The organism is Salinibacillus aidingensis (assembly GCF_055393355.1).
In genome coordinates this window covers 2194795-2207346 of sequence record NZ_AP043759.1, presented here as the reverse complement: position 1 = coordinate 2207346, position 12552 = coordinate 2194795, and the positions used below count along the sequence as shown (strand labels likewise).

The following is a 12552-nucleotide window of genomic DNA, read 5'->3' as shown; positions in this document are numbered from 1 at the left end:
TCGAGCCGCAAAGCACTATGAGCTGATATTTTTGCGTTCAAATAAACCCTTGTCCAATTGATTCGGACAAGGGTTTATATTATGTATGAACGGGGAAAAACAATAACAGTCTAATATATGAGGTGAACATGAATGAAAGCACAAACTTCTATTATACTTGCCATCATTTTTGCATTACTTGTTGCAACTTTTGCTGTTATTAATGTAAATGCTGTCCCTGTTAATTTTCTGTTTTTTACGAGAGAGGCCCCTTTAATTCTAATCATTTTAATTTCTGTTTTAATGGGAAGTATGATTACGGCATCTTTCGGATTCGTAAAAATTTACCAGTTGCAGAGAACCATTAGACAGTTGAAACAGGAGAAGCAGGAAAATACAGCTTATGGTGAACAGGAACTATTGGACTCTAATGAAGAAAGCAATGAAGATGAGGCAGACACGAACCATTCAAAACAATAGCAAGGAAAAATTCAATTTGCTACCCCTGACAACCTCTAGTATAATAGGTTCGTTAGGGGTGAATTTATGATTGATAGTAAAGCACAATGGCAGGTCATTGAAGAACAGAATGATGATGGTGTCATTGACTTACCTATATCAGACTTTACAAAGGATCTTTTAAAGAATAGAGGCATTAAGGATACAAATACAGCAAAAAGATTTTTATCACCTACCTTAGAGGATCTCCCATGATCCCTTTTTATTTTCAGATATGAATAAAGCGATAGAAAGAATTGAAAATGCTATACTGAACAATGAAAACATATTGGTTTTTGGAGATTATGATGCAGATGGTGTAACCTCTACGACGGTTTTAGTGGAAGCCTTAAGAGAAAAAGGAGCGATTGTGGATTTTTACATACCCAACCGTTTCACAGAAGGCTATGGACCGAACGAAGAAGCCTTTCGTCAGGCAAAAGAAGCCAATGTTTCCGTAATCATTACTGTTGATACAGGAATCGCTGCGGTTCATGAAGCAAATATAGCGAAAGAGCTTGGCATGGATTTGATCATTACAGACCACCATGAAGCACAGGAGGAATTACCTGAAGCAGTGGCCACGATTCATCCAAAAGTGTCCGACACTTATCCCTTTGATGAACTGGCGGGAGTTGGAGTTGCCTTCAAGCTTGCCCATGCACTATTAGGTAAGCTTCCTCGGCATTTTTTAGAGCTTGCGGCCATCGGAACAATAGCGGATCTTGTTCCGTTGCAAAATGAAAATCGTGTTCTTGTTCATTATGGTCTTAAAGCGTTAACTTCTTCCACGCGACCCGGAATTAAGATGTTAAAAGAAGTATGTGGAATCGAAGGGAATGTAACAGAAGAGAATGTTGGTTTTGGGATTGGTCCGCGATTAAATGCTGTTGGCCGCTTACAGGATGCGAAACTTGCCGTAGACTTATTGCTGGAGCAGGATCTGGACGTTGCGCGGGAATTAGCTGAGGAAGTGCAAAACCTCAACCAGCAACGGCAGCAATTAGTGTCTGATATCACAAAGGAAGCAGAAAAGATGATTGAAGAGAGTCAGTTTCATGAGGACTCTGTTGTTGTTTTAGCCGGTGAAGGTTGGAATCCCGGTGTTTTGGGAATTGTGGCCTCTCGTCTCGTTCAGTCCTATTCAAAACCGGCCATCGTACTCGGTATAGACCATGATCAAAAGCAGGCAAAGGGATCCGCCAGAAGTATTGAGACCTTTAACCTTTTTGAAAATTGCATGGAAATAAAGGATCGTTTTATCAGTTTTGGTGGACATGCCCAGGCAGCTGGCATGACGGTTTCACTGGATGACATATCACTGCTTCGTCAGGATCTTAATGAATTAGCCAATCAAAAACTGTCCAGTGAGGATTTTCAGCCCGTACTAAGGATCGATAAGCAACTGGATATGGAGGATATCAGCCTTGAATTTATTCAGGAAATAGAGAAGCTGGCTCCATTTGGAATGGGCAATCCCAAACCTCTTTTTCAACTTGCGGAACATGACGCAAGTGAAATTCGTTTAATTGGATCCAAACAGAATCATTTGAAAATGAATTTTCAGAAGGATACAAAGTCCATCGACGCAGTTGGCTTTGGTATGGGGCACCTTTATCCGGGAATTTCCCCACATGCGAAAATGTCCATTGTAGGAGAACTGGGCATTAATGAATGGAATGGACGTAAAAAGCTCCAGATTATGATGAAGGATTTAAGCATCAAAGAATGGCAGTTGTTTGACTTTAGAGGCTCCAGGCATTTGCAGAAGCAGATTCAGGGGCTGGACACAGAAAAACATGTTGCCCTTTACTTTGATTCTTCAACTGAGATTGAAGATTGGATGGATGATCAATTACAAGTTATCCATATTGATCAATGGAAAAATCTCTCATCTGAAGATGTGTCCCATTTATGGTTTGTTGATCTTCCTCTATCTTTGGAACAGTTGTCAAATGTTTTAAATGAAGTGAAGCCAAAAAACATTTATGCGTATTTTAAGATGAATGAAGAAAACTACTTTAGTCAAATTCCCAACAGGGATCATTTTAAATGGTTTTATGGGATGATGATGAAAAGGGGAAGGCTGAATCTGGATAAAGATAGAGCTGCACTTGCCCGGTCACGCGGCTGGTCCTTAAATTTTGTGGACTTTATGATAAAAGTGTTTTTAGAGCTGCAATTTGTTAAAATGGAGGATAGAGAACTCATATATGTGACGAAACCGGCAAAAAAAGATTTAACAGAATCAGCAACCTATCAGCTAAAGATGAACCAAATTGAGGTTGAAAAGACACTCTATTATTCAACTTATATTGAACTGAAAAAGTGGTTGAACTCAAAGATGGGGGAAGGCCGCTTGAAGGAGGAAGTTGTACATGGATTATAAGAAATATATTACGGTTGTAAACGATTGGCCTAAGGAAGGAATCGAATTTAAAGATATCACCACTTTAATGGATAATGGGAAAGCATTTAAATCAGCCGTTGATGAAATCGTTGACTATGCAGATCGATTAAATATTGATGTGGTTGTTGGCCCTGAGGCACGCGGATTTATTATAGGCTGTCCTGTTTCCTATGCGCTTGAAGTGGGATTTGCACCGGTGCGTAAAGAAGGGAAACTTCCACGCGAGGTTATAAAGGTGGATTATGGTCTTGAATATGGAAAGGACGTTTTGACCATTCATAAAGATGCCATAAAACCGGGACAAAGAGTTCTGATTACGGACGACCTGCTGGCCACAGGTGGAACGATTGAAGCAACGATAAATCTCGTTGAGCAATTGGGCGGAGTTGTCGTTGGCTGTGCATTTTTAATCGAGCTCTCCTATTTACACGGCCGGGATAAGTTGCAGGGCTATGATGTCCTGACATTAATGGAATATTAGGGAAGAGTGCTCAGACAGAGTACTCTTCTTTAACTTGTTTTAAGGTTTTTGCTTTACAAAGTGTACGATATCAATAATAATGTATAAAACATCAAAAATTTTATTTTTTTGAAATATAAGGTGATTTCATGTCTACTGATAAGTTATTAAAAGCAGACGAAGTGATTAAAGGCGCTTCTGAATATATGTCCGAAATGGATGTTGAATTTGTCCGGCATGCCTACCAGTTTGCTGAGAATGCTCACAAAGAGCAGTTTCGCAAATCCGGGGAACCCTATATTCATCATCCGATTCAGGTTGCAGGTATCTTAGTTGAACTGGAAATGGATGTAGATACGGTTTCTTGCGGCTTCCTCCATGATGTAGTCGAGGATACGGATGTGACCATTGAAGACCTGGAAAATGAGTTTAATGCAGAAGTGGCTATGCTTGTTGACGGTGTCACAAAATTAGGGAAAATTAAATATAAATCAAAAGAAGCACAGCAGGCTGAAAATCACCGGAAAATGTTCGTAGCTATGGCGAAGGATATTCGAGTGATTTTAATCAAACTTGCCGATCGTCTTCATAATATGCGTACACTTAAGCATTTACCACCACAGAAGCAACGGAGAATCGCTAATGAGACGCTGGAAGTTTTTGCGCCAATTGCTCATCGATTAGGCATATCTACCATTAAATGGGAGCTGGAGGATACCGCATTACGTTATCTCAATCCACAGCAGTACTATCGGATTGTGAACCTGATGAAGCAAAAACGTAATGAGCGGGAATATTACATTCACGATGTCGTGGATGAAATACAGGAACAGTTAAAAGATGTACAAATAGAGGCGGAAATTTCCGGGCGCCCCAAGCACTTATATAGTATTTATCGAAAAATGGTTATGCAAAATAAACAGTTTAATGAGATTTATGACTTATTAGCTGTACGTGTCATTGTAAACAGCATAAAGGACTGCTATGCTGTTCTGGGGATTATTCATACCTGCTGGAAGCCGATGCCGGGGCGTTTTAAAGATTATATTGCCATGCCAAAACCGAATTTATATCAATCCCTTCACACCACAGTCATTGGACCAAAAGGGGATCCTTTGGAAGTTCAGATACGAACGAAAGACATGCATGATATTGCCGAATATGGGATTGCCGCTCATTGGGCTTATAAGGAGGAAAAGCAACCGGATAAACCCAAACGCTCCTTTGAAGATAAGTTAACATGGTTCAGAGAAATTCTCGAATGGCAGAATGATACACATGATGCCGAAGAATTTATGGAAACCCTGAAGATGGATTTATTTTCAGACATGGTTTATGTATTCACCCCAAAAGGCGATGTAATTGAGTTGCCTTCAGGTTCTGTCCCTATTGATTTTGCTTATCGCATTCATACGGAAATAGGGAATAAAACCATTGGTTCCAAGGTGAATGGCAAAATGGAGCCGCTTGATTATAAGCTGAAGACCGGCGACATCGTTGAAATTATGACCTCGAAGCATTCTTATGGTCCGTCAAGGGATTGGCTGACCATCACGAAGACATCACAGGCGAAGAATAAAATTAAACAATTCTTCAAGCGACAGCAAAGAGATGAAAACATCGCTAAAGGGAAAGAACAGGTTGAAAAGGAACTCCACAATCTGAATGTCAATTTAAAAGACGTTCTTACTCAGGAAAACCTGCGTAAAGTCGGGGAAAAATTCAACTTTAATAATGAAGAAGATATGTATGCTGCGGTTGGATATCAGGGAATTACCGCTGCTCAAATAGCCAATCGTTTAGCTGATAAAGTGCGGGAGCAAAAGAAAACTCAGGATTTTGAAGAAGCATTGGAAGAGGTTAAACAGGAGGTAGGGACTCAAAAGAAGCATAAAGCGGATTCAGGCGTTAAAGTAAAAGGAGTCGATAATCTATTAATCCGCCTTTCCAAATGCTGCAACCCTGTCCCTGGTGATGAAATTGTCGGGTACATTACCAAGGGGAGAGGTGTATCTGTTCACCGCGCTGACTGCCCGAATGTAAAAACCGAAGAAATTCAAGGAAGACTGCTGGAGGTAGAGTGGGAAGGTGCTGGTGAAAACAGCAAACAATTCAGTGTGGATATCGAGATTACAGGCTACGATCGCCACGGTCTGTTAAATGAAGTATTACAAGTGATTAATGAAACGAAAACAAGTATAACGGCTGTGACTGGTAAATCTGACCAGAAGCAAATGGCAACCATTAATATTACCATTATGATTCACAATATTAGTCACCTGCGAAAAATTGTGGACAGGATAAAACAAATTCATGATGTTTATACTGTACGGAGAAAGATTCAGTAAGGAGATTAATGATGAAAGCTGTTATTCAAAAAGTCAATCAGGCAAATGTAAAAGTAGATGAAGAAATAACCGGACAAATTGAGAATGGACTTGTGGTCCTCCTGGGTGTAACCCATGAGGATGATGAATCAGATTGTGAATATATTGCGGATAAATGTGTGAACCTGCGAATTTTCGAGGACGAAAATGAGAAAATGAACCTGTCTTTAAAGGATGTTAAAGGGTCCGTATTATCTATCTCTCAGTTCACATTATACGGAGATACCAGAAAAGGTAGAAGACCTAATTTTATGAAAGCAGCAAAGCCTGAGCCGGCTGAACAGTTGTATAATAAGTTTAATGCTCTTGTTGAATCTAAAGGTATTCCTGTAGAAACCGGTGAGTTTGGAGCAATGATGGATGTCAGCTTAACGAATGAGGGGCCTGTGACATTGATTATCGACAGTGATGACCGTAAATAAGCAGGAACATATAAAAGTAGCTTAATGAGCATCGAATTGGCTTGCAATTCGATGCTCATTTTTTTCGTAAATATTATAGAAATGTGGAGATAGTAAAGGGTAAAAGGATGGTGGAAAACATGCAGCCTTTTACTCACTACAAATTAAACGAAACCCAAAAATGGAATCGAGGTTGTCTCATTTGAAATACTTCCTTAATCCGCGGATAATCCCATTTGTTGCTTTTTCCTGAAAGGATTTCGTATTAACTTTTGCTTCCTCCTGTTGATTTGATAAGAATCCTAATTCGATTAATACCGCGGGCCTTTGATTTTCTCTGATGACCATATAGTTGCCAAACTTAACCTTCCGATCACTGGATCCTGTCGTTTTGAGAACCTCCTGGTGTATACTGGTTGCCAGGGGTTTTTGTCGATCGTGATAATAATAAGTTCCGATTCCGTTTACACTCGGGAACTGGGGTGAGCTGTTATAGTGTATGCTTATAAAAGCATGTGCCTGGTATGTCTGTGCGTGAGCCACTCGGTTTTCCAAAGGTAAAAATGTATCATTTGTTCTTGTCAGAACCGGACGGGCACCCAATGTTTCCAATTTATTTGCAAGCGTCCTGGCTGTAACAGTTGTAACAAACTTTTCGTAATCTCCTGAGGCACTGATTGTTCCTGTATCTGCTCCTCCGTGTCCGGCATCAACAATAATCACCTTGCCTTTTAACGGGTTCGTCTGCTCTTCATCCTGACGGTCTGAACTGGATTCAACAAGCCATTTTGCTACCCATCCACGATCCCCATTTGTGAATTGAATCTGATACCAATTCTTCTTTTTATCAGTAATAGGATAGGTTTGACCGGAACTGATTTTTTTAATAGTTGGACTGGTGATGGAAGGTTCGGTATGTACGACAATTTCCGTATCCTTTACTGAAATATGCAAAGTCTCCAGTGATTGAGATTGCTCAGGACTTTGACGAACATAATCCCCTGAAACCCAGCCTGCGAAATTCTGAAATTGCACCTTAAACCAATTCCCGGATTGTTCCAGAATTTGCACTGATGTATTTTGACTGGCTTGTCCGATAACGTCATATTCCAATCCTGGGCCACTTCTGACATTTAAATCATCTGCGGTAATTATTCCTTCCTCAGCGTATACATGAGACTCCCGGGAAGAAGGAGCAAGCTGCAAAACGGTACTGAGAACCACAATTATAACTAAGCTAAGTAGTATCATTCTTTTTTTCATCATTTTTCCCCTCACTATATGACGTATATTGTAAAACCACTTACTGATAGAAGTCTCACTAAGTATAAATCCTGTTTAAGGCTTGAATCACCTGGAAAAATTCCTAAATTTATTGTAAATAAATTCTCCTTATTGAACAAGCTAAGAACAAAACCAAAGAGTGGAGGTTCCTCACATGAGAACAAGCGGAAACCGTAATGCACTATCTTATTCAGATCAGGGAATTTTTCAAATCGATTTCCATCACTTTATGAACTCGGAAAAGGAACAGTCTTCAATGGAATTGGCGCAGGAATTTGGTTTATCCTTAAAAGATGTAAAAAACTTAAAAGAAAGGCTAACTCGTTCTTGACATTTAGTCTTCACAACATTATAGTTATAATCAATTCAAAAATTATAGTACGGAAATCCTGTGAAGGAAAGAGTAATTAAGGAAGAGGTGGCCAGAGAGGAAATGCCCCGGGCTGTGAGCATTTCTCCATACTCCCTTAATGAAAGACATTCTGGAGGTTCTGTATCGAACGGTGAGTCTTATTAGATGCAGACGTTACCCATGCGTTAATGGAAATTAAGGGGAAGCAATGATCCCAAGGATTATACTGCTTCAACTTAGGGTGGCAACGCGGGTGAAATCCCGTCCCTTTTCTTTGAAAGGGACGGGATTTTTTTATTTCTTCTAAAAGGATTCCAGCAGTTGATGTTTATACGACATTTTATGGTATGTATTTTACATATAACGAAGGAGGAGCAAGGATGATTAACGTACCAAGAGGGACAGAAGACATCTTACCAGAACAGTCCAAAAAATGGCAGTATGTCGAACAAAAGCTTCAGGAATTAGCGAGTTTGTATAACTACCATGAGATTCGAACCCCTATATTTGAACGCACAGAATTATTTCAAAGAGGGGTAGGTGACACGACAGACATTGTCCAAAAGGAAATGTACACTTTTACTGATCGGGGAGGAAGAAGCCTTACCTTGAGACCTGAGGGAACAGCGTCTGTAGTACGTTCTTACGTTGAAAATAAAATGCATGGCGCACCCCAGCAGCCAACTAAATTATTCTATTTTGGACCTATGTTTCGTTATGAACGTCCGCAAAAAGGGCGTACACGTCAGTTTGTACAGTTTGGAATCGAAGCTTTAGGAAGTGCTGACCCTGCGATTGATGCTGAAGTGCTGGCTTTCGCTCTGGACTGCTACAAATCCTTAGGGTTAAAATCATTAAAATTAGTGATCAATAGTCTTGGTGATATGGAGAGCCGGACCAACCATCGTAATGCTTTAATCGAGCACTTCACACCACATAAAGAGGAGCTATGTCAGGATTGCCAAAATCGTCTCGAAAAAAATCCTTTACGGGTTTTAGATTGTAAGGTGGACCGAAACCACCCGGCGATGGAAACAGCCCCTTCCATTATGGATTATTTGAATGAGTATTCCCATACCTATTTTGAACAGGTGAAAACCTATCTGGAGCAAATGGGAATTGATTATGTGGTAGACCCTAATCTGGTAAGAGGTCTGGACTACTATAATCATACTGCATTTGAAATCATGAGTGATGCTGAAGGATTTGGCGCGATTACTACATTATCCGGCGGCGGTCGTTATAACGGACTTGTTGAGGAACTGGGCGGTCCTGAAACCCCTGGTATAGGATTTGCTTTGAGTATCGAACGTTTATTGCTCGCTTTAGATGCTGAAAACATTAATCTTCCATTTGATGAAGCCATTGATTGCTATATTGCAGCGATGGGAGATCTGGCTAAGAAAGAAGCTGTGAAATTGCAGCTTTCCTTAAGACATCAGGGGATAAAAACGGATATGGACTATATGGATAAAAAGATGAAGGCACAATTCAAAGCTGCAGATCGGTTAAAAGCCCGTTATGTGATTGTTATGGGCGAAGACGAATTAAATGAAGGCAAAGTAGCCATTAAAAATATGGAAACAGGAGAGCAGAGTGATCAGCCATTAGATCAGGTTGCCTCCTACTTAAAAAAGGCTGTACAAGGAGGAACAGAGAATGAGTGAACGCTTTTATTGTGGAAATTTAACGAAAGCAAACATTGGTGAAGAGGTCCTGTTAAAAGGATGGGTACAGAAGCGTCGTGATCTTGGTGGATTAATTTTTATTGACCTGCGTGATGTTTCAGGATTGGTGCAGATTGTGTTTAATCCTTCCATCAGCCCAGACGCCTTGGCAAAAGCAGACTCAGTACGCAGCGAGTTTGTCATTGAAGTAACAGGGAAAGTGGTTGCGAGAGAAGAAGACACCATTAATGAGAATATGCCAACCGGTGCACTTGAAGTGGAAGCGAAGGAATTAACGATCCTGAATAAATCAAAAACACCACCGTTTACTTTAGAGGAAGAATCAGATACAACAGAGGAAGTTCGTCTGAAGTATCGTTATCTGGATCTTAGAAGGAAACCGATGCAGGAAACGTTTAAGCTCCGTCATCAGACCACACAGGCAATCCGGAATTTCCTGAACAATGAGGACTTCCTGGAGATGGAAACGCCTATGTTAACGAAAAGCACACCAGAAGGGGCAAGAGACTATTTAGTACCCAGCCGTGTACACCCGGGAGAATTTTATGCATTGCCACAGTCCCCTCAGTTGTTTAAACAGCTGATTATGATATCCGGCTTTGAAAAATATTATCAAATTGCCCGCTGCTTCCGTGATGAAGACCTGCGCGCAGACCGTCAGCCGGAATTTACTCAGGTCGATATTGAAACCTCCTTTATGTCTAAAGAGGATATTATGGACATGATGGAACGCATGATGAAGAAGGTAATGAAGGAAGTTAAAGGACTGGATATTTCAACACCATTTCCAAGAATGAAATATGATGAAGCTATGGAACGTTATGGTTCTGATAAACCTGATACCCGTTTTGGCCTAGAGCTCAATAGCGTATCTGAAGTCGTGCAGAACTCTGATTTCAAAGTATTCCGCACGGCTGTTGAATCCGGTGGAAAAGTCAGTGGAATCAATGTGAAAGGGCAGGCTTCTGCGTATTCAAGAAAAAATATTGACCAATTAACGGACTTTGTGAAAATTTACGGTGCTCAAGGTCTGGCCTGGTTAAAAGCGGAAGATAACGGGTTAACAGGACCTATCTCAAAATTCCTGTCTGAAGAGGAAGTAAACGGTATAAAGGAAACCATGGATGTCGAAAATGGCGATCTTCTTTTATTCGTTGCTGATAAAACAACGGTGGTTTATGAAAGTCTGGGCGCCCTTCGTCTGAAGCTGGGCCGTGAGCTCAACTTAATTGATAAAGCGAAATTTAATTTCCTGTGGGTAACCGACTGGCCATTACTTGAATATGATGAAGACTCTGAACGATATTTTGCGGCTCATCATCCATTTACAATGCCTGCCCCTGGCGCACTGGAAAAGTTTAATGACGCTCCTGAAGAAATGAAAGCAGAGGCCTATGATTTAGTTCTTAATGGGTATGAATTAGGAGGCGGTTCCCTTCGTATTCATGATTACGAGCTTCAGGAGAAGATGTTTGAAGCCCTTGGATTTACAAAAGATGAAGCCAATGAACAGTTTGGTTTTCTAATGGAAGCATTACAGTATGGAGCTCCGCCACATGGAGGAATTGCTCTTGGCTTTGATCGTTTTATCATGCTATTGGCTGGAAGAGATAATTTAAGAGATACTATTCTCTTTCCTAAAACGGCATCTGCATCCGATTTATTAACGGAAGCACCTTCTGAAGTGGATGAGAATCAGTTACAGGAGTTAAAGTTAAAGCTTTCTAATCGGGAAGTGAAATAAAATTGTTAAAAACTTGTAATCTTACCATAATATAATGCCTTGAAATAAACAGGGGTATTATGCTAAGATTCAATTGCAATAGAAATTAGATAGCAATCCTGATGTGTTCGTCACAACCAACCAGTTTTGACCGAACAACAACGTAAAAGGGAGCCTGGAGTTTCTGTGTGGCGTACATGCCTCCAACATGTGTGGAAGTACAAAGCATGGAACAGGGCACCCACCTGCCGAGAGCGGGTTCAAAACGTTACAGGGTGACGGCACGATTGGGATTGTAATACATAATACAGTGCTAACAAAAGCGTATGTTTTGTTATCTACAGACATCTTTTTTATAACTGACTGCACCAGGAAAAAAATTCCTCAGGGTATATACCCTGAGGAATTTTAACATGTGTGAAACTTAATGATTGCTCATGAGTGCGACCATCAATGCTTTTTGTGCATGGAGACGATTCTCTGCTTCTTCAAATACTACAGATTGCTCTCCATCAATCACCCTGGCCGTAACTTCTTCGCCCCGGTGCGCAGGCAGACAGTGCATAAAGATAGCCTCTGGCTTAGCCTTGGCCATCAGACTGTCATTGACCTGATAGACCTTGAAGATTTCAGCACGCTCCTTCTGTTCATTTTCCTGTCCCATACTTGCCCATACATCCGTATAGATAATATCTGTATCCTGTACAGCTTTTTGGATATCCTGAGTGACCATAACCGAGCTATTATTTTGTTTAGCTATTGCCTGAGCCTGATCTGTAATAGCAGAGTTTGGCTGGAACTCCTTTGGGCTTACAATGTGAACATTCATTCCCATTATTGCACTCCCAATCATAAGCGAGTGAGCCATATTATTTCCATCCCCGATGTAGGTTAACGTTAATCCACTCAGGCTTCCTTTTTGTTCCTGAATCGTCAGAAGATCTGCAAGCACCTGACAGGGATGATACAAATCCGTCAGTCCATTTATGACGGGAATGGCTGCATGCTCTGCCAACTGTTCAACAGCTGACTGGCTATAGGTACGGATCATAATCCCATCGAGATAAGAGGAAAGAACCTTTGCCGTGTCAGCTATTGTTTCTCCACGTCCCAGCTGAATATCCTGAGTGTTTAAAAACAGCCCTGATCCTCCTAATTGATAAATTCCTGCTTCAAAAGACACCCGTGTTCTGGTATAAGCTTTTTCGAATATCATTCCTAATGTTTTTCCTTCTAACATTTGAGGTCGTATATCCTGCTTTTGCAGTTGCTTTAATTCACTGGCTAATTTTAGTAAACTGTTTATCTCCTGTTTGGAGTAATCCTTTAATGTCAGGAAATCTTTATTCTTCATAGATTGAATCGTATTA

General features: G+C 40.6%; 11 protein-coding genes, 1 other RNA gene and 1 other annotated feature. Of the genes, 10 read left to right on the top strand and 2 right to left on the bottom strand.

Translation table 11 applies throughout. The features are described from left to right. Positions 1 to 132: 132 nt before the first annotated feature. The 6 genes from ACZ5OK_RS11890 (at position 133) to dtd (ending at position 6156) form a co-directional block, all read left to right on the top strand. Positions 133 to 459 (top strand): LapA family protein, encoded by a 327-nt coding sequence (locus ACZ5OK_RS11890; RefSeq protein WP_343837249.1) that lies wholly within the window; start codon positions 133 to 135, stop codon positions 457 to 459. 66 nt (positions 460 to 525) lie between these two features. After that, positions 526 to 693, top strand: a complete 168-nt coding sequence (locus ACZ5OK_RS11885) for a hypothetical protein (RefSeq protein WP_464758191.1) — start codon at positions 526 to 528, stop codon at positions 691 to 693. A gap of 19 nt (positions 694 to 712) precedes the next feature. After that, positions 713 to 2866 carry a single-stranded-DNA-specific exonuclease RecJ gene (recJ, locus tag ACZ5OK_RS11880; protein ID WP_464758190.1) on the top strand — a complete coding sequence of 718 codons (2154 nt, stop codon included), beginning with the start codon at positions 713 to 715 and terminating at the stop codon, positions 2864 to 2866. After that, positions 2856 to 3368 (top strand): adenine phosphoribosyltransferase, encoded by a 513-nt coding sequence (locus ACZ5OK_RS11875; RefSeq protein ID WP_343837244.1) that lies wholly within the window; start codon positions 2856 to 2858, stop codon positions 3366 to 3368. Before recJ ends, ACZ5OK_RS11875 begins: the two co-directional genes overlap by 11 nt. 128 nt (positions 3369 to 3496) lie before the next feature. Continuing rightward, positions 3497 to 5695 carry a RelA/SpoT family protein gene (locus ACZ5OK_RS11870; RefSeq protein WP_343837241.1) on the top strand — a complete coding sequence of 733 codons (2199 nt, stop codon included), beginning with the start codon at positions 3497 to 3499 and terminating at the stop codon, positions 5693 to 5695. An 11-nt stretch (positions 5696 to 5706) separates the two neighbouring features. Next, entirely contained in the window at positions 5707 to 6156 is a 450-nt protein-coding gene (dtd, locus tag ACZ5OK_RS11865; protein ID WP_343837239.1) for a D-aminoacyl-tRNA deacylase, read from the top strand. 177 nt (positions 6157 to 6333) lie between these two features. Here dtd and ACZ5OK_RS11860 read toward each other — a convergent pair whose 3' ends face one another. Next, complete coding sequence (locus ACZ5OK_RS11860; RefSeq protein WP_464758189.1) at positions 6334 to 7401, bottom strand: N-acetylmuramoyl-L-alanine amidase; 1068 nt, start codon at positions 7399 to 7401, stop codon at positions 6334 to 6336. 172 nt (positions 7402 to 7573) lie between these two features. Here ACZ5OK_RS11860 and ACZ5OK_RS11855 point away from each other — a divergent pair, with 172 nt between their 5' ends. The 4 genes from ACZ5OK_RS11855 (at position 7574) to ssrS (ending at position 11480) form a co-directional block, all read left to right on the top strand. Then, complete coding sequence (locus ACZ5OK_RS11855) at positions 7574 to 7750, top strand: RNA polymerase subunit sigma-70 (RefSeq protein ID WP_162038827.1); 177 nt, start codon at positions 7574 to 7576, stop codon at positions 7748 to 7750. A 51-nt stretch (positions 7751 to 7801) separates the two neighbouring features. Then, positions 7802 to 8043 (top strand) — a binding site (T-box leader). 108 nt (positions 8044 to 8151) lie between these two features. Then, positions 8152 to 9438 (top strand): histidine--tRNA ligase, encoded by a 1287-nt coding sequence (hisS, locus tag ACZ5OK_RS11850; protein ID WP_343837234.1) that lies wholly within the window; start codon positions 8152 to 8154, stop codon positions 9436 to 9438. Next, positions 9431 to 11203 carry an aspartate--tRNA ligase gene (gene aspS, locus ACZ5OK_RS11845; RefSeq protein WP_343837231.1) on the top strand — a complete coding sequence of 591 codons (1773 nt, stop codon included), beginning with the start codon at positions 9431 to 9433 and terminating at the stop codon, positions 11201 to 11203. Before hisS ends, aspS begins: the two co-directional genes overlap by 8 nt. 92 nt (positions 11204 to 11295) lie before the next feature. Then, positions 11296 to 11480, top strand: a non-coding RNA gene (gene ssrS / locus ACZ5OK_RS11840) — 6S RNA. Positions 11481 to 11606: 126 nt separating this feature from the next. On the opposite strand, the gene argF is transcribed toward ssrS, so the two are convergent. Then, positions 11607 to 12536, bottom strand: coding sequence for an ornithine carbamoyltransferase (argF, locus tag ACZ5OK_RS11835; RefSeq protein ID WP_343837759.1), 930 nt, complete (start codon positions 12534 to 12536; stop codon positions 11607 to 11609). Between the last annotated feature and the right edge of the window lie 16 nt (positions 12537 to 12552).